Here is a 22730-nt window from a genome sequence, read left to right as displayed (position 1 = left end):
GTATGACCTTAACCTTATTAGCGCGTAACTATAAATATTTCCGTAACCATCCAATTGTTATTTCATAGAATGCATTTTTTACTTTTGCAAAGAAGCTTCCTTCCTGAACATTCATTCCGGCAAAAACTGGTTTTTCCAGAAGAACCTTTTTATCTTCTAAAATTTGAATAACGCCAACTGATTGCCCAGAAATGATGGGAGCTTTCAATGGACCATGATATTTAATTTTTGCTTTAACATTTACTTTTTTTTCATTTGAAAGCATAAAACTTATTGGTGTTTTAACAATGAGTGGAACAAAATTTTGCTTACCACCATAAACAGAAGCACGACCAACCGTTTCTTCTTTTGTGAAAATCGTTTTGAGATCAAATGCCGTCATTCCCCATTGAAGAATGCGTTCTATTTTTTTTGTATATTTTTTTCCATCTTGCAAACCATTGATTGCTAAAAAAAGACGTCGATGATTTTTAGAAATGGTAGCAACCATTGAAAAACCTTCTTTTTTACTGTAGCCAAAACCAAATCCTTCTACACCAATTTCCTTAGAAATAAGAGGGTTTTTGTTACGTTGAAAAATATTATTCCACGTAAAATGAGGTTCACGATAAAGTGCATAATAATCTGGATATTCCTGAGTAATGTAACGTGCTAATATAATCATATCATGCACTGTTACAAATTGTCCCTCTTCGGGAAGCCCTGTTGCATTAACAAAATGACTCTGAGATAATCCAATCATTTTAGCGCGCTGATTCATCAACTTTGCGAAATGAGCTTCATCTCCTGATATGCCTTCAGCAAGAATAATAGCAGAATCATTTCCATTGACAATAATTAAACCACGCAACAGATCAGAAACACTGATTTCTGTTTTTATTTTTGCAAACATAGTGGTTGTACCAGAAGGTGCTCCACCCTTGCGCCAAGCATTTTCACTGACCTTAAATTTCTGCGTACTTGTTAATAATCCTTTTTTTAATTGATGAAATACAACTTCTGCTGTCATCAATTTTACTAATGAAGCAGGAAAAAAAGGAATAGCACTTTGTTTTTCATAGAGTACTGTCTCTGTATCATCATCGAGTAATAACAATTGGGATGCGGGAGTTTGAAAATCTTGCGCTCTCCCCCACGTATTAAATGCCAATACTCCCCATAATATCAATAAGATCCTTAATGCTGTATACATAGCCGCTCCTCCCATCTAAAGATCAGCTTAAAGAACCTACTATATAGGAAAAAACTTTTTGATTTCTGCAAATTAAGAAATTATTTACAACTCACAAAAAGATTTTATTTTCATTTAGCGTTAGAAAAAATAATATGACACGCTTTTTATCTTCCATGTAGGTTCAGTTTAACATTTTAAAGTATGAGAGACAAAAGATTTTTTCCTATTTTTATTGATAGTGTTTTGATTTGTTTTGATAAATTATCATTTTAAAATTGAAGCTAACTCAAAATACTATAAGATTCTCTCATCCCCTCCTCTCATATTGAATTCATTAAAAATCGCTTGCTTACGCGTCATAAGCAAGGTTGGTATATGCGTAAAAATTATTAAAGAAGAGAGTAAAATATTTCTTATAAACCTCTCAAATGTTAAGGATTATCGTAAAATATTGGGGGAAAAGTGTATGTTGGTGTCTGTTTATATCTTCATAAGTGTAAAGATAGTGATACCTAAAGGTTTTATAATGACACCATTCATGGGCATTGTTGTAAAATAAACTTAAGAGTATTGAGGATATATCTCCTTAAAATAAGTGCTTGAATGGGCAATGCAAGTGTATTTTTTTTTGAAGCGCTCTACTTTACATGGGGCACTTTAACCCCATTTAAAGAACGTGATAAACAAAAGTATGAGACTGTGCATAATCTCTATCATAAAATATTGCTGTAGGTGTTTTAGAAAGCTGTAAAACCGAATCAAAAGGAAATATTCTTTAACTTTTTAAGCTTTTTATTCTTCCCAAATTAAATTGTATAGCTGTTCGCTTTAAGATGAAAGCTTTACAATAAATCCGCAACTTTTTATCATTTTTTATTTGAAAATTATATTGATTAAAAACCAATGCATTTTTTCTTAAAACAGTTGTAGCCAATTTGCTTTTGTCTTCTTGTTTAGTTTATTTATAGAAGCAACTTGATCGAATGGTACCGGCTTATCAACCATGATAGGACCAACTTCTGGCAATTTCACTGCAACAGTTTTATTGCGTTGTTCCTGTTCAACAGTAGCTGTTTTAGCTAATTCTTTTTTGTTTCCTGTATTGCGCTGCTCTTTTAATAAAACAGTTTCTCTTTTTTTCGCAACATTTTCCGATGCTAATGAATATGGGGCAGCATTTCCAGGAGTATAAGAGGCCATTAAATATGCACCATCATAATAGCCAACAGGTGCTTCAGCAATATATTCTACTTTAACATCTGCGACCCCCCTATCGACATAACCAAGTATTGTTGCAGCTTGCCTTGATAAATCAATGATTCTGTCTTTCATAAAAGGTCCACGATCATTCACTCTAACAATGATTGAAGACCCATTTTTCAAATTAGTAACACGAGCATAGCTAGGTAAAGGCATTGTAGGATGAGCGGCAGTCAAAAGATTCATGTCATAAATTTCACCATTGGCAGTTAAACGCCCATGAAAGTCTGAACCATACCATGAGGCTTCGCCAACACGTTTATAAGTCGGATCATTTTGAGGATAATACCACTTTCCTTTTATTTGATAAGGTTTACCAACAATCGCTCGCCCACGCTTTTTTTCTTCCGATTGATTCTTCTTATTAGATACTTGTTGAGGTAGTACAGAAGTGTTTACGTTAATTGGTTTATTATGATAAGAATCTTTTATTGAAAACTGCATAGTTTGGCTTGCGCAACAAGACACCAATGTCTGAGAAATGACTATCATAGAAAATAATTGAAGTGTTGGTTTAATCATAAAAGTAAATTTCTTTTTTCTATTTGAAGGCATCTATTCAGTCCACTTATTTCTGTTAAGCACTACTGTAAAAACCACGTCACGTTTTTTTGTACGCAACGGAAGAGTTTACGCTTTTAAATGATTCCCCTCGCGCATATACCACTCTTGAATTGCCCCTTTTATCAAGAAATTAACACATTGTTAACCTTTTTATGATTTTCATAAGAAATAAATGTACTATAGTTGATGTTAAAAAGATTAAAAATTAAATAAATCAATATCTTATAGAAAAGTTCTTTCATAATATAAGTGTGAATAAGTGGTGATTTTAGCAACTGTTTTTCGAATTATGTAATGCAGTGGATATTAAAAAACACCCTCTGATTAAGAAAATTAGAAACCACATGTGCTGCTAACGCAGATACAACCCTATCGTAAGCTTAATGCTCTTTTCTGTTGGACAGAAGACAGCATAGCATCGCTTTATTCCAAAACAGCTGATAGAAAATGACAGGCTATAGAATCAATAAAAAACTTTAAAAAGAATCAAAACAAGAAAGATTTTTAAATTTTTGATAGCCTATTGATACTAATTTAAAGTTGGTGAGCGCGCAGGGATTCGAACCCTGGACCTACTGATTAAAAGTCAGTTGCTCTACCAGCTGAGCTACGCGCTCTCATACAAGCTATCTAGTTTGCACACTATCTAATTTGCAGAAAGTGAAGGGAACATACGGTTGACTTTTCATTTGGTCAACACCTTTTGAAGAAAAATATTATTATTTTCTTCAGTTATCAATAATTTTTCGTTTTCGCCCCTTTACTTCATCATTGTATAAGTACTCTTTAATCTTCTTTTTGAAGTTTCAATAAAGGAAAAATTTCACTGCAAAATATTGCATAGATTCGAAGCGTTAAAATTATGAGAAATACCCCTCTTCCCTTCACATGGGGTGTTGAGCATAATGGATAGAGAAGGAAAAATACTTTTTACTATAATATTATTTTATATCTTTATATTTTAGTGTTCAATATTTCAAATATGAATACAGCTTTATAAGATATATATTGATTTATAATAATTTATCATTTTCTCACTTGAGTGAGACGTCTCAAATACTGTAAGCTTCTCTTATTTCAAATCTTTTTTATATTGAAACAATAAAAAGCATTTTCTTGACCGATAAAAGTGAGAGAATAAAACTATAAAAAAATAAAAATGCCTTTTATGTCTCTTTTCAATAACCAAAAATTATCGCAACATTAGGATTCATGAAAATAGTATATAGCGGTTAACACGTTAGACTTGAAAATGGAACAATAAGCAACAATGGCACTTTGAGAGTATGATTTTTATTCATGCATAATGAATATATAACGAAAGCCAATTTATCCTATAAAATAAAGTAGATATGAAGCAAAAATTTAGTCTCATTGAAAATATCCCGAATGACTATAAATTGTGCTCACTATTAGAGCTGTAGATAATTTTACTAAGAATAAAAAAGCAGAAATAATATGCAGTATGCAAAATGATTTTAAGTGTTTTGAATATATATAATGCCTTCTAGTTAACTTTTTTATATAAAAAATTACAAAATACGTAGATATATTTTTAGAAGAAAAGGATAATACTAATCACAAAATTTAGTGTTGGATAATTCAGTCAGAACTATAAAGTATATTTATACATTATTTAATATTAATGTAGATATACAGTATATAAATAATAATTTAAATATATCTATAAATAAACATATTGATTTATTAAACGATAAGATCAAAAACAAAGAAAATAATTTTGATTTGGCGATAAAAATTGTAAAAGTGTTATATATATTTTTTTTACTTTACACATTTTTTATTATTTTGATTGGAATGTTGAATGCTAACATGTAAACAATATGAATTACTCTTGTTTATTCATAACCATATAAAAGAAACTGGTGTTCCTCCTTCTTTTGAAGAAATGAAAAATGCATTAGAACTTTCTTCAAAGTCTGGTATTCATAAGCTTATTATAGCCTTAGAACAACGAGGTTTTATACGTCGTTTGCCCAATCGGGCTCGTGCAATGGAGGTGATTCGGCTTCCCGAGAAAATAACATTTAGTCTTTCTTTAGCACGTAAAATTTCTCCCAGTATGATAGAAAAAAATAAAAGAGAAATATCAAAAAGTTTGAGTCACTTTGATGAAGAAGAAAAAAAAAATATCACCATTCCTATTATGGGACGTATTTCTGCGAGCGTACCCGCCTCTGCTATACTGCAACAAATAAACAGCCTTTCTCTCCCACTCGATATGGTTAATACAGGTGAGCACTACGCATTAGAAGTGAAAGATGATTCTATGATGGAGGCTGGTATCCTTGATAAAGATACGATCATTGTGAAACGTCAAAATACAGCAATAACAGGTGAAATCATTGTTGCGTTTATTGATAAAAAAGAAGCCACATTAAAACGTTATCGACGCAAAGGAGCTTCTATTGCATTAGAAGCCGCAAATCCTCATTATGAAGTACGGACATACGAATCCGACCGTGTAGAAATACAAGGCAAACTTACCGGACTTATTCGCAAATATTAAAAAATAAACCTTATAGTACGCGATAGATATCGCAATAAGAAGCTGTTGAGTATTTTTTTATTGTGTCACATGCAATTGACTTCTTCTCCACAGCCAAAGAAGTCCCCAATTCGGTTTATAAACAATCCAGATCCTTATCAAGCGGGTTTCTACTTTCCCTTCCCTCCATGTCCTTCACTTACACCAAGCTTGACAAGTAAGCTTTAAAATATTCACCACGTACTTTGTAAAAGAACTTGAATGCTTTGAAGGAAGCAGCCTTATATCCTCCTCCTCAATGACAGAGTTTTACGATATAATAGGAAAAAATTGTATGCATGCATAAAAACACATAAAATTTTGTAGAAAAAAATCAAATAACTTTGTAACAGATTGTATTGCATAGGTATAAAAATAAAGAACATTATTTTTAAGTTAGTAAAAGCGTAACTCAATCATTGATAGTAATTGTAGGATCATCATGGTCGCACCTCGTATTAGTTTTGTCTCCCTCGGATGCCCAAAAGCACTTGTTGATTCTGAGCGAATTATTACAAGCCTTCGCTCTGAAGGGTATGAAATTTCACGTCAACATCAAGGGGCTGATGTCGTTATTGTGAATACCTGTGGTTTTCTTGACTCTGCTAGAAAAGAATCACTCGCTAATATTGATGAAGCTCTCAAAAAAAATGGAAAAGTTATTGTAACAGGGTGTCTTGGTGCTGATCCTGATGTTATTCGCCAAGCATACCCTAATGTATTGGCCATTACAGGACCACAAGCTTATGAAACTGTTATAGAAGCTGTTCATACGGCAATTCCTCCCGTTCATGATCCTTTTCTTGATTTAGTTCCTCCCCAAGGTATTCGTTTAACACCTCGCCATTACGCCTACTTAAAGATTTCTGAAGGATGCTCTAACCGGTGTAGTTTTTGTATCATCCCTACACTGCGTGGTGATCTCACTTCACGCCCCATCAGCGATGTTCTTCGCGAAGCTGAAAAACTTGTACAAGCAGGTGTAAAAGAACTTTTGGTTATTTCACAAGATACGAGTGCTTATGGCATTGATCTTAAATATCTCGAGAATTCTTGGAAAGATCGCACAATCAAAACGAAATTTTTTGACCTTTGTCGCGAACTGGGCGATATGGGAATTTGGGTACGTATGCATTACGTTTATCCTTATCCCCATGTTGATGAAGTTATCGAGCTTATGGCTGCAAAAAAAATTCTCCCTTATCTGGATATACCTTTTCAGCATGCATCACCAATTGTTTTGCGTCATATGAAGCGTCCCGCACTTATGGAAAAAACAAACAGAAGAATTGAAAAATGGCGGAAAATATGTCCAGATCTTACTTTGCGATCAACGTTTATTGTTGGTTTTCCTGGTGAAACGAATGAAGATTTTAATATACTCCTAGAATGGCTAGAAGAAGCAAAAATTGAACGAGCTGGGTGCTTTAAATATGAAGAAGTAAAAGGAGCCGTTGCAAATAATTTGGGATTAGAAAATATTCCTGAAGACGTAAAAGAAAACCGCTGGCATCGTTTTATGGCAAAACAACAACAAATTTCTACGCATCTTTTAAAGAAAAAAATTGGAAAAAGACTCCAAGTGCTTATCGATGAAAGTCAAGGAAAAATTGCTAAAGGGCGTAGTCAATACGATGCTCCAGAAATAGATGGTGTTGTCCATATATCATCACGACGTCCACTGCGTGTGGGTGAATTTGTCACCGTTAAAATCGAACAATCGGATGCTTATGACCTTTATGGTATCGCCGTTTAAAAACTTAACCCCTTCTAGGTTCTAAATGACGAAGACTCCTATCAGAGTCGGTTTATAAAAAAGTGACTTCTCACAATAAAGCCCGATCACTTATGTGACTCACTTCATGAGAATTTACCGGAAGTCCTTACCCTGAATATTCGCTATACATTCTAAAAGTGTAATAAAATTTATATATTCTCTTAGTATACTACTCTAAATGATAGTGTTTTATGGTACAACAGGATAAGATAACATTCATACGGCTCTCTTCATCTTTAATTAAAGAATAAACCGGATAGTCACACTATTTTTCCGTTTTTAATATTTCGATAGTCATTGGTTCGTGAAAGAAGGCTTTTTTCAATTGTGTTTTCTACACACAAGAATTCCACTTGTTATATGCAAGGGAATGTTTATAGATGTAATATAAGAGAATTTGAACTAAAATATTTTATAGCTAAATTGCAAAACAATAAATTATCGTATTGTCTATGCTGCTGAGGAAGATATGGAAAATTTTTCTCAAGCAATGCAATTCCCGATTATTCTTATAAATCAATATATTGATTTATAAGAATAATTTGCTTTTTTGCATGTTGAATGAGAGTCCCGAATATCGTAAGATTCTCTCATTTCAGACCTGTTTACATTGAATCAATCAAAATCATTCGTTTGTACGTTACAAGCGGGATGAATGTGTGGATAAAAATTATTAAAGAAAGAACTAAAAATGGTTTTTATGAATCGTCTTAAGTGCCAAGGGTGTAGTGACCCACGAGCTGGCAAAGTGTGTTGATGATGCTGGCTTACTCCTTAATAAACGTAAAGATGGAGGGCTTTATGGATTTCATGGTATCGCCTTCACAGATGCCATCATGAAGTGGGCTTGGGTGCTCTTTGAGAGATGTCTCTTTAAGGAAGCGTCTTATTAAAATCTTTGAACTTATTTTTAGAGTATCTAATTTTTATTAACACGCTTTAAAGTCAAAGAATTTCTTATCAAGCAAATGACTTGGGCGTACATTTGTTAAAGCGCGAATCATCGTATCTTTACGTCCTGGCATTTGTCTTTCAATGTTTTTCAGCATTTCTTTCATTGCATTACGTTGTAAGCCATCTTGACTACCGCAAAGATTACAAGGAATAATTGGGAATTTCATTGCTTGAGAAAATTTTTCCATATCTTCTTCAGCAGCATAGACAAGAGGACGTAATACAAAAAGATCACCTTCATCATTTTTAAGTTTACCAGGCATAGCGGCTAATCGTCCACCATGAAACAAATTCATGAAAAACGTTTCCAAAACATCATCACGATGATGACCTAAAACTAATGCAGAACATCCCTCTTCACGGGCAATACGATAGAGATTACCACGTCGTAATCGAGAACAAAGTGAACAATATGTCTGCGACTCTGCCAATTTATCTGTAACAATGGAATAAGTATCCTGATATTCAATACGATATGGAACTTTATAAGAACTTAAAAAGTCTGGCAGAATATGCTTAGGAAATCCTGGTTGCCCTTGATCAAGATTACAGGCAAGAATTTCAACGGATAAAAGACCACGCCACTTTAAATCTAAAAGAAGCGCTAATAAACCATAAGAGTCTTTTCCGCCCGATAAAGCGACAAGCCATTTTTTTCCCGTAGAGAGCATAGAAAAATCATCCAAAGCCTGCCGCATATGACGCAAAAGCCGTTTGCGCAATTTATTAAATTCTACGCTTGAAGGAGCAACCCGAAATATTGGATGACAATCATCTGCTTCTCTTTCCAAAAGATCATCTCTCTCTTTGTTTTCCTCTATTGTCTGATATTCAACTGAAACATCATTCATAATACCATATCCTGCACAAGTAATAGCTCGTTTTGCAAAGACAGAAACAAATATAAAGTAAACTTACAGTTATGTTTTTTGAATTTATAAAAATTAGATACATAAAAAAGAAATGGAACTATATAAGTTTATCGCTATAAAACATAGCAATAAACTTAATATAGAACCATTCACAAAAAATACTTGTTAACTCCAAAGATTACAAAAAACACAATATTTTAAGTTATAACCATATGAAGAGAGAAACAATTTTTCTCATAAAAAAATTATCGAGAATAAAATTCAACAACCAAATTAGGTTCCATTTGCACAGCATAAGGAACATCTGCAAAAGCAGGAATACGTGTAAAGGTTGCTTTCATCTGTTTATGATCTGCTTCAATATAATCAGGGACATCACGTTCTGCCAATTGTACAGATTCTAAAACTAAAACAAGTTGTTTTGATTTTTCCCGAACCTCAATAACATCACCGGGCTTACAACGATAAGATTGAATATTTGTGCGCCGCCCATTTACGTTAACATGACCGTGATTGATAAATTGGCGAGAAGCGAAAATCGTAGGTACAAATTTTGCACGATAGACAACAGCATCCAAACGTGACTCTAACAGACCAATAAGATTTTCACCAGTATCACCCCGTCGACGAGCAGCTTCTTCATAAGTTTTATGAAATTGTTTTTCTGAAATATCTCCATAAAACCCTTTCAGCTTTTGTTTAGCGCGCAACTGCACCCCATAGTCAGAAAGTTTTCCTTTACGACGCTGTCCATGTTGACCTGGACCATAATCACGACGATTGACGGGAGATTTTGGACGACCCCAAATATTTTCTCCCATACGACGGTCAATTTTATACTTTGTTGTTTCGCGTTTACTCATCGCATTTCCTTTAAAATAAAACACGAGATCTTAAGACCCCAAGGAAACGCGCCCTCCTCTGCCTTTAAACACTAAAGACTGACAGAATACCTTAACATATCAATATGCGAAGTTATCCACGGGACACGTCAATTAATGCCATTTTCTTGAAAGAAAAAGCTGAAATAGCTTTATTGATCTTGTATCCCAAAGTCAACTCTTTTCATGATTTTTAAGCCAAATCCTTTTAACAAGCGCTCCGTTGAAGAAGTGACATTTTTTGATGTTAGCAACACAAAATCTTGATATTTCTTTACAGATTGCTGATGTATTTTTTCCGACAATGGTAATAATGATCTGGTATGTTTAGCGATAGCTTTTGCTGGATTAATCCATTTAACGGACCATAAAGCTTGTTCACGAAAGAAGTTAATCAAAAAAGGATAATGTGTGCAGGCTAAAACAATAATATCAGTATATTTGCCATTTTTTTCTACAAAACATGGCAAGATTTCTTTCTTTATCTCTTCCGCATCGATAGATTTTCCCCGTAAATAATCTTCAGCAAATCCAGCCAGCTTTTTACTTCCCACAAGCTGAACATGACACTGTCCAGCAAAAGAGTTAATTAATTCATTTGTATAAGCACGTTTAACTGTTCCTGGAGTCGCTAATACGGAAATAAAACCAGATTTTGTTTGTTCTGCAGCTGATTTAATTGCAGGAACCGTTCCTACAAAAGGGACATGAGGAAAATTCTGTCGTAAATCTGCTATCATCAGTGTAGAAACAGTGTTGCAAGCAATCACACATAAAGCAGGATTGTAGCGTGTCAAAAGATTTGTAAAAATCTTCAAAATATGGTCTTTCAAAACATTTTCTTCCCAATTGCCATAAGGGAATCCCGCATCATCAGCCACGTAAATAAATTGCTTTTCAGGGATAAGGACACGCACTTCCCTTAAAACAGTTAAACCACCAATACCACTATCAAAAAAAAGAACAGGCCGTTCATCCATTAGTTTTCACACTTGTTTTTAATTTTTTTACGATCACGTTCTTCAGGTGCTCTACTCCCCCGTGGATATTGTGGCGAAAAATGATCTAAAGAAGATATAATGCCTCGCAATAAACGAACCTCAGGTTCACTAAAGTTAGCGCGCGTAAAAACAGAGCGCAAATTTGCAAGCATTACTTCTTTGCGTTCTGGGGGTCTAAAATACCCACGGATATTCAAAGCCTCTTCTAACTGAGATAAAAAACCATGAAATATTGTTTTATTTGCAGGTTCCATCTCTGCGGCACGAAATGCCGTATCGCTGACATTTTCTAGACCTGTTTTCATCCATTCGTAAGACATTAAAAGAACCGCTTGCGCAATATTAAGTGACGCAAAAGCAGGATTAACTGGAAAAGTAATAATTTCATCAACAAGGCTGATTTCATCATTTTCTAGTCCCCATCTCTCTCTTCCAAAGACAATACCTGTTTTATGTCCGATACTTTCACGCTGACGTAATACGCTTGCTGCTTCGACAGCACTTTTTACAGTTTTGAAACCACATCTTTCACGTGCTGTTGTGGCAAAAACATAGTGTAAATCTGCAATTGAATCACGCAATGTGTTAAAAATCACAGCGTTGTTAATGACATGATCAGCTTTACTTGCAGCAGCTCTAGCTTTTTCATTTGGAAACATTTCTCGAGGATTAACTAATCGAAGCTTAGAAAGCCCAAAATTCGCCATTGCCCTTGCGACCATACCAATGTTTTCAGGAAGCTGCGGTTCAACTAAAATAATAATGGGACCATTTGTTAAATTTTCACGATTCCTATTCGTTCCAGCCATCAATTTTACCTAGTTTCACTTAAACTATCTCCCTCTCCACTATTTTTACGAAACCTTTTTCACAATACCCTAATGCTTGTTTAATAATAAATTATAGACAATGTTATCTTTTTATTCAAAAATAATCGCTTCTAAACCTAATAATAAATTTTAAAAGCCATTAAAGTGAACGATGGAATTTATAACAATTTATATAAGATATCGTAGTGTTTTTTACATCAATTTTATCTTTTTTAATAGGAACAGCCACTATAAATCATAATCTCAGTTGAATTATGAAATCATAAATCCTAAAAAAGGGATATGCACTTTATTCCCAAACTTTTTCCTGCAAAGCTTATCCGTCGTTATAAACGTTTCCTTGCGGATGTTCAACAAGATGATCAGCATGTCCTCACCGTGTCTGTACCTAATACAGGATCAATGCTTGGATTAACAGCTTCCAACTCTAATATTTGGCTTTCTTATCATAACAACATCAAACGAAAATATGCCTATCAATTAGAAATTGTTGAAGCCGATAATACTTTGGTTGGCATTAATACCGCTGTACCCAATAAACTTGCACTAGAAGCAATTCAAAATGGATTACTACCAGAATTAAGTGGGTATAAAACAATCTTAAAAGAACAACGCTATGGGATACAATCACGAATTGACTTTCTTTTACGTGATAACATTCTTCCTGATTGTTACCTAGAAGTTAAAAATGTTCATTTTATTCGTCAAAAAGGATTAGCAGAATTTCCTGATACCGTGACAAAACGTGGTGCACGTCATCTTGAAGAACTCATAGGAGTCGTACAACAAGGAAAACGAGCTGCGATGCTTTATATTATTCAAAGAGAAGATTGCGCCGCTTTTACAATCTGTCATGATCTTGATCCACTCTATGGACGTAAGTTTGATTTAGCATTAAAATCAGGGGTAGAATGTTATGCTGTAAAGTGTCATGTAAGTGTAGAAGGCATTTTTCCGATTCAGAGAGTACAAATAGAAAATAGAAGAAACAATGACTGAGTATATCGAATATAATAAAATCCCTTTAAAATTTAATGGAAAAATCCGCATTTTCGATGATTATGCTTTTGCTAAAATGCGTGAAGTTGGTCGTATTGCTGCAGAATGCCTTGATGCGCTTACAGATATTATTAAGCCGGGCGTTACTACGCAAGAAATAGATGATTTTGTATTTATTTTTGGTGCTAAGCGAGGAGCACTTCCTGCTGATCTCAATTATCATGGATACAGCCATTCATGCTGTACATCTATCAATCACGTTGTCTGCCATGGCATTCCCAATAAAAGACCTTTGCAAGAAGGTGATATTGTAAATGTTGATGTAACCTTTATCCTTGATGGTTGGCATGGAGATTCAAGTCGAATGTATCCTGTTGGAAAAATTAGACGTGCCGCAGAACGCTTACTAAAAATAACCTATGAAAGTCTTATGAAAGGTATCGCTGTCGTTAAGCCTGGAGCAACGACGGGCGATATTGGTGCAGCCATTCAACAGTATGCAGAATCTGAACGCTGTTCAATTGTGAGAGACTTTTGCGGACATGGTATCGGCCAGCTTTTTCATGATGCTCCCAATATCCTCCATTATGGAAACCCTGGAGAAGGAGTCGAATTAAAACAAGGTATGATGTTTACAATTGAGCCTATGATTAACCTTGGTAAACCACAAGTTAAGATTTTATCTGATGGTTGGACTGCCGTTACCCGTGATCGCTCTCTGACCGCACAATATGAACATACGATCGGTGTTACAAATGAAGGGTATGAAATATTTACACAATCTCCTAAAAATATTTTTTATATTCCAAATTCGCATACCTAACGCACTGTAGAGACTTTATGACTAAAAAATTAAATCAAAAGGAAGATACTCAAAGTAATCACTTTGCATTAACATCGAGTTCTCCACTCACCCCAATATCAGAAAGAAAAAATGAAGAGCCTAAGAAAAATGCACAGCTCCATAAACATTATCAAGGACATCGTGAGCGTCTTCGGAAACGTTATTTAAAGTCAAAAGGAAATGCAATTGAAGATTATGAATATCTTGAATTATTACTTTTTCGCACAATCCCCCGCGCAAACACAAAACCCATAGCTAAAAATTTGATAGCGCGTTTTGGTTCATTAGCTGATGTGTTAGGAGCTGATATTCACCGACTTCAAGAAGTTCAAGGATGTGGTCCCGCAACTGCAATCGATTTAAAAATTATTTCAGATGTTGCTGGGCGTCTTGCTCGTGCGCAATTGTTTAAACGCGATATTTTTTCATCATGGGATAAAGTGTTAGCTTATTGTAAAGCCGTTATGGCTCACGAAACCCGTGAACAATTTCGTATTTTATTTCTTGATAAGAAAAACGGCTTGCTTGCTGATGAGGTGCAACAAACTGGAACCATTGATCATACCCCTGTTTATCCTCGTGAAGTTATTTCTCGAGCTTTAGAGTTATCCGCATCAGGACTTATCTTAGTCCACAATCACCCTTCTGGCGATTCCACCCCCTCTGATGCAGATATAACAATGACATATAGATTAAAAGACGCAGCAAATGCATTAGGCATTATTATCCATGACCATCTTATTATTGCACGAAATAACCATACAAGCTTTAAAGCGTTAAAACTTATATAAATCTTATGGGATAAAAAAGACTTTATTCAATGATAAATAACGAATCAATTTTCTAAATCAATATCTAATATAGCCATTGAGAAATTATAGGATAGCTCATTTTCATCTTCATCTCGATAGATAATGCCTAAAAACTCATCTCCCATATAAACCTCACAAGAATCACTCTTTTTAGGCCGTGCTCTGACTTGCAATGCTGAGTTTTGGAATATATTTTTAAAATAATTATCAAGTTTTTTTATTTCATCAGCATTCACTATGCTCTCCTGTTTTTTGAAACGATTAAAATAATTGCGTGTCGCGCAAATAAGACACTCTTATGATTCTGTAAAGTCAGTAAAAAAGCATAATCTGAATATTTACTTAATGTTACATATATTTACAACGTTCTTTATACATTCATAAAGAACGTTTACAAAAAGAGTCTATCATTATTAAATATACCCGTATAGATTAAAAAATGGCAAAAAAACTGTATATTTTTAATAATTTTACTTTATCTCCAATTTTAGAATCTGTATTTAGAATGCATATTCGTAAGAATAAATTGATCAATAATTTATAATTTTGTTCCTTTTATAAAAAATACAAATAAGAATATTTTTTTATTTAAAACTACATTTTTTAGCAAAAAATATTTATTACATCATTCAAAAATAATTCTTTTTAATAAACTTTAAAGTATAATTATCTAATCTTAGAATAATTACATCTCTGAAAAATATACAAAATAAGCTAATAAGAGTTTATTTTTCTTTTCATTCTTTATAAAAACTTATGTCATAAAAGAAATATTTTTAAATAAGTTTTTTTAATTTATACGAGATAAAAATATTGGGTATTTCTGTAAATTCTAAAAGCTATGAAGAATTCTTATTTTATAGGATAACGAGAAAGAAAATCGATAACACCTTTTTTATAAACTTTATCGCCTACCGCAAGCATATGATCTCGACCAGGAATTGATAAAGCTTCACCACAAGGCAGCAAGGCTGCCAATGGCTCTGCAGCGCCGCCAATTTCATCTAATGAACCAACGGCAACAAGTGCTGGTTGTTTGATTTTGTAAACTTCAGATGCCGTTAGCTCCTGTTTTGATGTGATAATACACGCAGCCAAAGCACGTCTATCGCTTTTCGTTTGATCTGCAAATTTACGGAACATTAAACCACGCGTATTGGTAATGGTAGAAATATCTTCTGCTAAAAGAGCCTCAGCAACAGGCTCCCAATTTCCCGCTCCTGTTACCATGCCAATACCTAAACCACCAAAAATAACGCTGTTCACATACGTTGGATGCAAAAGAGCCATAAAAGCACTAATACGAGCCCCCATAGAATATCCCATAACATGGGCTTTAGATAACTCTAAATGCTGTAGTAACTTTACTGCATCTCCAGCCATAGCTTGAGGTGTATAAAAGACAGGATCATAACTTTTAACTGAATCTCCGTGACCGCGATTATCAAGAGCAATAACACGATATCCTGCTTCAGTGAGAATACGAAACCAACCCGTTGCATACCAATTCACCCGTGCAGAAGATCCAAAACCATGGATCAACAAAATAGGTGCACCTTGCCCTTCTTCTCGATAAGCAAATCGCAAACCATCATATTCAAAAAAATGAATATCTTCAGCTGTCATTTTTTATTGCACTCTCCACAAAGTACAGGATGAATAACACGTTGCCCTTTTTGTATCTGTTTTTCAGAAACTTCACCAGCATTAATCTCAAGTGCAAAAGCTGCAGGAACTTCAGATGAAATGATGTTTGTTGAAAATGGAGAAGTATTTTCAATAATTGATACAATAATTCCCTCAGAGTTTAAGAAAATCATATCTAAAGGTAAAGGCGTATTTGCCATCCACATAAAAATTTTCTGCTCATCTCCCGATTGAGAACTTTTTAGCTGCTTAAAGAGCATTGCACGATCGCGTGGAAAATCAGTTCGATACATTAAACCAGCTTCTGCTTGAGATGGCGTAAAAGCAATCTCTACCTTATAAGAAACTGTACCTTGCTTTGTATGTATTTCTAAAGGAATTGGATGCACAGGAATCTCTATGGGCTCCTTTGCTACAACAACACGCATATTTAACATAAAAAGCATCACCAATAAAACAATATGCCCCTTTTTAAAAGGCTTTAACATTCTTGTCTCCACCACAGAAAAATTTTAAATTTTGTTTCTAAAATAAAAAGTACCAGAGTTTAAAAGTCAAAAAACAAGAGGATTGCTTCCTTGTTATTTTCTAGTTTCTTTCAACGTAATATGCGCCATTTTCTTCATTTGGTTTATGGATTCACGAGAGCCATATTTTCTTTAAAAATCTACTTCTATAGCAATTTATGAAATAATAACCTTTAAAAATATAGAAAACATACTGATTTCACTCGCGAAATTTAATGCGTAGCTAAAGGAATACCTATATCCGGATAAATCTCTGCTGTCATTAAACCTTTTTCTCCTTTACCAAAACGTACAAGAACAACTTGACCCGAACGAAGCTCTGCTAGACCAAAACGGCGCAATGTTTCCATATGAATGAAAATATCTTCTGTCCCTTGCCCACGGCTAAGAAAACCGTATCCTTTGTCACGATTAAACCATTTAACAATTGCTCGTTCTAGTCCACTTTCTGGAGTAACAACAACATGGGTACGGGCTGGAATTTCTGATGGATGAATTGCTGAAGAACAATCTATAGATTTCACCTGAACGCACTTTAACCCTCGTTCAGTTTTTTCCACAGCACAAATGACTTTAGCTCCCTCCAAAGCTGTTTGAAAACCATCCCTTCGCATTACTGTAACATGCAATAATATATCAGGGAAATGAGGTAAATCAGGTACAATAAATCCATACCCCTTACTACCATCAAACCACTTAATGACACCACTGATTTCGATAATCTCCCCACAAGCACCTATACTCTCCTCAGATGGGGAACAATCCTTTAATGCATCCTTACTCGTCATAATAACGTGATCCTGTAGCTTATAAATTGTACGATATTGATTCTCTAGGTTTAAGTAAACATTGCTCTTGTATCAACACGCAAGCCCCAAGATAAGATTTCCCCATATTGTCGTATCTTCTATGTTAATGTCAGAGAATATTAACATGAATATTTATAAAACTATTTGATTGTACACTTTACATACCTTACAAGGTGTGCCCTACAAAAGAGGTCATATAAAAGTTTTTTTACATAATGATATTTTCATTAATGTGTAACTTGCATGATGAAGAAGTTCAATATAAGGTGAAAAAACGACAATTCAATTAAGGAAAATGCGCAATGCAATTGAAAAAAGTCCTTACGATAATCGCAGCATTTATGGCATTTACAGCAAATGTTTATGCGAGTGAACCTATTAAGATTGGTGTTTATCTTCCATTAAGTGGTCAAAATGCATTTGGAGGTCAGCTTGAAATTAGAGGTATAGAATTAGCCCATAAAAAAGTTCCAGAAATTTTAGGCCGTAAAGTGGAACTTGTTATTATTGATAATAAGTCTGATAAAGTAGAAGCGGCTAATGCTGTTATGCGTTTAACAGCAAGTGAAAAAGTGAGTGGAATCATTGGTAGCTATGGTTCTTCGCTCTCGTTAGCAGGTGGTGAAATATCTGAAAAAGCAAAGACTCCAACTATTGCAACGTCCTCAACAAGTCCTCTTGTTACACAGGGTAAAAAATATTACTTTCGCGCTTGCTTTATTGATTCCTATCAAGGAGTCGGAATCGCAACTTATGTAAGCCAAACTTTACACGCAAAAAAAGCCGCTATCCTTAAAGATATTTCAAGCGATTATGCCATTGGTCTTGCAAGTTATTTTACGCGTGCTTTCAAAAAATTAGGTGGTGAAGTTATCTCAAATCTAAATTATAATTCCGGAGATCAAGACTTTTCAGCTGTTCTTACGCAAATTATTGCACAAAAACCTGATATTTTATTCATTCCATCTTACTTTTCTGAAGGTGCTATCATCATGAAACAAGCACGAGAATTAGGAGCGAAGTTTCAAATTATGGGTGGAGATGCTATGGATAATCCAGAAACCATTACGATTGCAGGAAAAGCAGCAGAAGGTTTCTTACATACAACACTTCCCTATAGTGAGGATATGCCAAATATGTCAGTAGCTGCGCAAGAATTCACAAAAGAATGGAAAAAAGCATACCCTGACAAAGAGCCAAATATCAATTCTGTTTTGGGATACACGAGTTATATGATGTTCATGAAGGCTATTGAAAATGCAGGTAGCGCTGATCGTGAAAAAATTACTATCGCACTTAGCCAATTAAAAGATTTTCCTACCCCCTTTGGGGATATGTCAATGGATGAAAATCATAATCCTAAAATTCCTATTGGTATCATTAAAATACAGGATGGAAAACGTGTTTATTTAGAAGAAGTTAAACCTGCTTTTTAATTAAAAAGTTGTACTTATTAAAATGCAAGAATTGGTTGAGGATCTTTTTCTCAACCAAAAACTTAGAAATTTCTTATTGTCCTATGTAAATTAACAAATGTGGAAGGATGAGAGATGAGCACTGAAATGTTCATCCAGTACTTTTTTAATGCACTGGCATTGGGATCTCTTTATGGGCTTATCGCTATTGGCTACACCATGGTCTACGGTATACTGAGACTCATTAATTTTGCTCACGGTGATATCTTTATGCTGGGAGCATATTTTGTTTTCTTTTCCACAATTAGCTTTATGCCTGCTTGGGCAGCAATTCTTCTTTTGTTCCTCGCGGCTCTTATTTATTATTCGGTCTTTATAGGGTTTAAAAGGCGTCCTCCAATTTATTGGATTGCTGCTTTTTTAATTCTTACGTTAGGATTTATTTATTATTTTAAAATTTCCCCACAAGATTTTACCCCAATTTGGCTTTTAGCTCTTTGTTTTTCCATTTTTATTACAAGTGCTGTGGGTGTGGCAGTTGATCAATTTGCCTATAAACCTCTACGCCATGCTCCGCGTATTTCGGCACTTATCGGTGCAATCGGTGTTTCTTTTTTTATTGAAAATCTTGCTACTGTACTCTTTAGTGGTGTTCCGAAAGGTGTACAACAGCCAGATTTTCTTGTAACACCATTTTTATGGCATCTAGGATCAGGAGCAGATGCTATCATCAGAATTGCTCCCATGTCTCTGATCGTTCCTTTTGTGTCATTAATTCTTATTTTATTACTATTATGGATTATCCATAAAACAAAACCGGGTCTTGCTATGCGCGCAATCTCCCATGATATTGAAACAACACGTTTGATGGGTGTGTCTGTCAATAAAGTTATTGCGTTTACATTTGGAATAGGCTCAGCTCTTGCCGCCATAGCGGGCATTATGTGGTCTTTACGTTATCCTCAAATTCAGCCTTATATGGGTGTTCTTCCTGGTCTCAAAGCATTTATCGCTGCTGTTATCGGAGGTATTGGTTCGATACCAGGTGCAATGTTGGGAGGATTATTATTAGGGTTTATTGAAATTATGATTATCGCATTTTTCCCCGCGCTATCTGGATATCGAGATGCCTTCGCTTTCATTTTATTAATTCTGATTCTATTAATATTGCCCACAGGATTAATGGGTAAAAGAAATCAGGAGAAAATCTAATGGCAAAGTCAGCGACAACTGTTTTATCGTGTATAAGTGTTTTAGTTCTCATAGGTTTTTTATTTTATGCTGATAGCCATTTTAATGACTATACGCTTCGTATCATCAATCTGATTGCTATTAATGCGATATTGGCAATTTCGCTTAATTTGATTTACGGTTTCACAGGTATGTTTTCTCTTGGACATGCTGGATTTATGGCTATTGGTGCTTATGTTTGCGCAATTTTACTTCTTTCCCCTGAACAAAAAGAAATGATGTGGATTCTTGAGCCTATTGCTGAACCATTATATCATTTACAGTTACCTTTTTTTATCGCTGTTGTTGTAAGTGGTTTGTGTGCTGCTGTTGTAGGTTTATTGATTGCCTTACCAATATTGCGTCTTGGTGGCGATTATCTTGGAATTGCAACATTAGGTTTTGCGGAAATTATTCGCATTGTCATTACGAACGCCACATCGCTCACAAATGGCTCTTTGGGAATCAAAGGAATACCTCAAAATGCAACATTATGGTGGAACTATGGTTGGCTAGCATTTACAGTTCTCTTTATTGTTCTCTTACTGCAAAGCAATACTGGTAACGTATTACGGGCTATTCGTGATGATGAAATAGCTGCGAAAACTATGGGAATTAACGCTTTTTTCTACCGTAGTTTTTCTTTTACTGTTGGAGCGTTTTTTGCAGGTATAGGTGGCGCATTAATGGCGGCTCTTATTTCAACCATTGATCCAAAAATGTTTAATTTTCTTTTGACTTTTAATATTTTGATGATTGTTGTTGCTGGTGGTCTGGGTTCAATTACAGGGAGCATTATTGGCAGTATTATTATTACAGTCATGCTTGAATGGCTTCGTATTATTGAAAGTCCATTTGACTTAGGTTTTATACATATTCCAGAAACCCCAGGACTTCGTATGGTTGTTTTTTCTCTTTTATTGCTGGTAATTATCTTGTTTTGGAGAAAAGGATTGATGGGACAACGAGAATTCTCATGGAATGGAATTTATAGCTTTTTGACACGCAAAAAGCTTTCTAATACTGAGGGAAAGCTATGAACGACACCATCCTTTCACTCAATAATGTTGTAATGCGTTTTGGCGGATTAGTTGCTGTAAATAATGTTAATATGGCAATTAAACGAGGGAGTATTACTGGATTAATTGGTCCTAATGGTGCTGGAAAAACAACAGTTTTCAATATGATTTCTGGTTTTTATGCTCCTACAAGCGGCAGCATTCTTTTTGATGAGCAAAAAATCTCTGGAGCGTCTCCTTATATCATCTGTAGACGCCATATTGCCAGAACATTTCAAAATATTCGTCTTTTCTCAGGGTTAACGGTTTTGCAGAATGTTATGGTAGGAGCGCATGTTCGACAAAAATATCCTTGGTTTTCTTCAGCTCTATTTTTTTCAAAAGCAATGAAAGAAAAGAAGGAAGTTTATAAAAATTCCTTGGAGCTCCTTGAACAGCTACAACTTGATCACCTTGCCAATCAATCGGCAACAGCATTGCCTTATGGTGTGCAACGGCGTCTAGAAATTGCACGCGCGTTAGCTACAAAGCCCAAATTGCTTCTTCTTGATGAACCTGTTGCTGGCATGAATCCACAAGAAAGTGAAGATCTTAGAAAATTCATAGCAAAAGTGCAAAAAGACTTTGATCTTACAATTCTTCTTATTGAGCACGATATGAAAGTGGTTATGGGGCTTTGCCAACGTATTTTGGTTATGGAATATGGCTGTTGTATTGCCAATGGTACACCAGATGAAATTCGTAATAACCCTAAAGTTATTGAAGCTTATCTTGGCGGAGATGTTTATGGATATTCTTAAAATAAAAAATCTTTACGTTCATTATGGCGCCATTAAAGCTGTCCAAAATCTTTCTATGTCCATAAAGCGGGGCAGTATTGTTACTTTAATTGGAGCCAATGGTGCGGGAAAAAGCAGTATTGTACGTTCTATTACAGGACTTAATCGCTCTGTTTATGGAGAAATTACCTATAATGGAAAATCTATTATTAAAAAATCACCAGAAGAGATTTTGCGATTAGGGATTGCTCTAAGTCCTGAAGGACGACGTATCATGCCCCATCTTACTGTTTTAGAGAATCTTCATCTAGGCGCTTATATTCGTCACGATAAGCAGGGAATTTCCCGCGATATTGAATGGATATTTGATCTTTTTCCACGCCTCCGTGAAAGAGCAAAACAGTTGGGAGGAACAATGTCAGGTGGTGAACAGCAGATGGTTGCTGTGGGCCGTGCACTTATGAGCAATCCTGATATGGTCATATTAGATGAACCCTCGTTGGGGTTAGCACCACTTCTTGTTCGGGAAATTTTTTCGATTATTCGAAAAATTAATGATATGGGAAAAACTGTTCTTCTTATTGAACAAAATGCATTTGCTGCACTTTCCATCGCTGACTATGCTTATATTTTAGAGGTAGGGCATATTTTATTTCACGGTGAAGGCAAAACTATGCTTTCTGATCCGCGTGTTAAAGAAGCCTATCTTGGTGGATAAAGGTTACAAATTCAGAAAATAGAGTTCTCCCATCCTCTTTTTTAAAGCATTTCTCTACTTAATGAGAACT

The 22730-nt window shown here is 34.9% G+C and carries 20 protein-coding genes, 1 tRNA gene and 1 pseudogene; 11 read left to right on the top strand and 11 right to left on the bottom strand.

Annotated features, from left to right (window positions below):
* Window positions 1-28 precede the first annotated feature (28 nt).
* The 3 genes from ACFILW_RS03600 to ACFILW_RS03590 form a co-directional block, all read right to left on the bottom strand.
* On the bottom strand, window positions 29-1192 hold the full coding sequence (locus ACFILW_RS03600) for a D-alanyl-D-alanine carboxypeptidase family protein (protein ID WP_375685186.1): 1164 nt from the start codon (window positions 1190-1192) through the stop codon (window positions 29-31).
* A gap of 897 nt (window positions 1193-2089) precedes the next feature.
* On the bottom strand, window positions 2090-2989 hold the full coding sequence (locus ACFILW_RS03595; RefSeq protein ID WP_375623194.1) for a septal ring lytic transglycosylase RlpA family protein: 900 nt from the start codon (window positions 2987-2989) through the stop codon (window positions 2090-2092).
* 550 nt (window positions 2990-3539) lie between these two features.
* Window positions 3540-3615, bottom strand: a tRNA-Lys gene (locus tag ACFILW_RS03590).
* A gap of 1208 nt (window positions 3616-4823) precedes the next feature.
* Here ACFILW_RS03590 and lexA point away from each other — a divergent pair.
* The 3 genes from lexA to ACFILW_RS03575 all read left to right on the top strand — a co-directional run bounded on the left by lexA (window position 4824) and on the right by ACFILW_RS03575 (window position 8216).
* Entirely contained in the window at window positions 4824-5528 is a 705-nt protein-coding gene (lexA, locus tag ACFILW_RS03585) for a transcriptional repressor LexA (protein WP_375623192.1), read from the top strand.
* Window positions 5529-5988: 460 nt separating this feature from the next.
* Window positions 5989-7302 carry a 30S ribosomal protein S12 methylthiotransferase RimO gene (gene rimO, locus ACFILW_RS03580; protein WP_375646098.1) on the top strand — a complete coding sequence of 438 codons (1314 nt, stop codon included), beginning with the start codon at window positions 5989-5991 and terminating at the stop codon, window positions 7300-7302.
* Window positions 7303-8051: 749 nt separating this feature from the next.
* Window positions 8052-8216, top strand: a complete 165-nt coding sequence (locus ACFILW_RS03575; protein WP_375623188.1) for a hypothetical protein — start codon at window positions 8052-8054, stop codon at window positions 8214-8216.
* 36 nt (window positions 8217-8252) lie between these two features.
* On the opposite strand, the gene ttcA is transcribed toward ACFILW_RS03575, so the two are convergent.
* The 4 genes and pseudogenes from ttcA to ACFILW_RS03555 all read right to left on the bottom strand — a co-directional run bounded on the left by ttcA (window position 8253) and on the right by ACFILW_RS03555 (window position 11840).
* Window positions 8253-9128 (bottom strand): tRNA 2-thiocytidine(32) synthetase TtcA, encoded by an 876-nt coding sequence (ttcA, locus tag ACFILW_RS03570; RefSeq protein ID WP_375685185.1) that lies wholly within the window; start codon window positions 9126-9128, stop codon window positions 8253-8255.
* Window positions 9129-9394: 266 nt separating this feature from the next.
* On the bottom strand, window positions 9395-10012 hold the full coding sequence (gene rpsD / locus ACFILW_RS03565; RefSeq protein ID WP_273722651.1) for a 30S ribosomal protein S4: 618 nt from the start codon (window positions 10010-10012) through the stop codon (window positions 9395-9397).
* A gap of 170 nt (window positions 10013-10182) precedes the next feature.
* Window positions 10183-11010, bottom strand: coding sequence for a glutamate racemase (gene murI / locus ACFILW_RS03560; protein WP_375623183.1), 828 nt, complete (start codon window positions 11008-11010; stop codon window positions 10183-10185).
* Window positions 11003-11840 (bottom strand): annotated as a pseudogene (locus tag ACFILW_RS03555) (RNA methyltransferase). Before ACFILW_RS03555 ends, murI begins: the two are co-directional and overlap by 8 nt.
* Before the next feature lie 303 nt (window positions 11841-12143).
* On the opposite strand from ACFILW_RS03555, the gene sfsA reads away from it, so the two are divergent.
* From sfsA to radC, 3 genes are read left to right on the top strand one after another with little or no spacing between them, the layout of a single operon-like run.
* The gene (sfsA, locus tag ACFILW_RS03550; RefSeq protein ID WP_375623181.1) at window positions 12144-12860 is read left to right on the top strand and encodes a DNA/RNA nuclease SfsA; all 717 of its coding nucleotides are present in this window, start codon (window positions 12144-12146) and stop codon (window positions 12858-12860) included.
* Entirely contained in the window at window positions 12853-13683 is an 831-nt protein-coding gene (gene map, locus ACFILW_RS03545; protein WP_375623179.1) for a type I methionyl aminopeptidase, read from the top strand. Before sfsA ends, map begins: the two co-directional genes overlap by 8 nt.
* A gap of 17 nt (window positions 13684-13700) precedes the next feature.
* The gene (gene radC, locus ACFILW_RS03540) at window positions 13701-14495 is read left to right on the top strand and encodes a DNA repair protein RadC (protein WP_375623177.1); all 795 of its coding nucleotides are present in this window, start codon (window positions 13701-13703) and stop codon (window positions 14493-14495) included.
* 44 nt (window positions 14496-14539) lie between these two features.
* Here the strand turns inward: radC and ACFILW_RS03535 are convergent, their stop codons facing one another.
* The 4 genes from ACFILW_RS03535 to ACFILW_RS03520 form a co-directional block, all read right to left on the bottom strand.
* Window positions 14540-14752 (bottom strand): DUF3126 family protein, encoded by a 213-nt coding sequence (locus tag ACFILW_RS03535; protein ID WP_375623175.1) that lies wholly within the window; start codon window positions 14750-14752, stop codon window positions 14540-14542.
* Window positions 14753-15368: 616 nt separating this feature from the next.
* Window positions 15369-16142, bottom strand: a complete 774-nt coding sequence (locus ACFILW_RS03530; protein WP_375623173.1) for an alpha/beta fold hydrolase — start codon at window positions 16140-16142, stop codon at window positions 15369-15371.
* Window positions 16139-16651: a DUF192 domain-containing protein gene (locus tag ACFILW_RS03525; protein WP_375646102.1), complete on the bottom strand. Its 513-nt coding sequence runs from the start codon at window positions 16649-16651 to the stop codon at window positions 16139-16141. The genes ACFILW_RS03530 and ACFILW_RS03525 overlap by 4 nt, the downstream gene beginning before the upstream one ends.
* 251 nt (window positions 16652-16902) lie before the next feature.
* A complete protein-coding gene (locus ACFILW_RS03520; RefSeq protein WP_375623169.1) occupies window positions 16903-17478 on the bottom strand; it encodes a cold-shock protein in 576 nt (191 codons plus the stop codon).
* 323 nt (window positions 17479-17801) lie between these two features.
* Between ACFILW_RS03520 and ACFILW_RS03515 the strand changes: the two genes are divergently transcribed.
* The 5 genes from ACFILW_RS03515 (at window position 17802) to ACFILW_RS03495 (ending at window position 22660) form a co-directional block, all read left to right on the top strand.
* Window positions 17802-18935: an ABC transporter substrate-binding protein gene (locus ACFILW_RS03515; protein ID WP_375685184.1), complete on the top strand. Its 1134-nt coding sequence runs from the start codon at window positions 17802-17804 to the stop codon at window positions 18933-18935.
* 114 nt (window positions 18936-19049) lie between these two features.
* A complete protein-coding gene (locus ACFILW_RS03510) occupies window positions 19050-20126 on the top strand; it encodes a branched-chain amino acid ABC transporter permease (RefSeq protein WP_375685183.1) in 1077 nt (358 codons plus the stop codon).
* Window positions 20126-21184 (top strand): branched-chain amino acid ABC transporter permease, encoded by a 1059-nt coding sequence (locus tag ACFILW_RS03505; RefSeq protein ID WP_375613416.1) that lies wholly within the window; start codon window positions 20126-20128, stop codon window positions 21182-21184. The genes ACFILW_RS03510 and ACFILW_RS03505 overlap by 1 nt, the downstream gene beginning before the upstream one ends.
* On the top strand, window positions 21181-21963 hold the full coding sequence (locus tag ACFILW_RS03500; RefSeq protein WP_375623162.1) for an ABC transporter ATP-binding protein: 783 nt from the start codon (window positions 21181-21183) through the stop codon (window positions 21961-21963). Before ACFILW_RS03505 ends, ACFILW_RS03500 begins: the two co-directional genes overlap by 4 nt.
* Window positions 21950-22660 (top strand): ABC transporter ATP-binding protein, encoded by a 711-nt coding sequence (locus ACFILW_RS03495; RefSeq protein WP_375623160.1) that lies wholly within the window; start codon window positions 21950-21952, stop codon window positions 22658-22660. Before ACFILW_RS03500 ends, ACFILW_RS03495 begins: the two co-directional genes overlap by 14 nt.
* The last annotated feature ends 70 nt before the right edge of the window (window positions 22661-22730 follow it).

The sequence above is a fragment of the Bartonella sp. TT110JLCBS genome (genome assembly GCF_042193405.1).
GTDB lineage: Bacteria > Pseudomonadota > Alphaproteobacteria > Rhizobiales > Rhizobiaceae > Bartonella.
The sequence above is the reverse complement of the archived record's forward strand: the minus strand, read 5'-3'. Positions and strand labels throughout refer to the sequence as shown.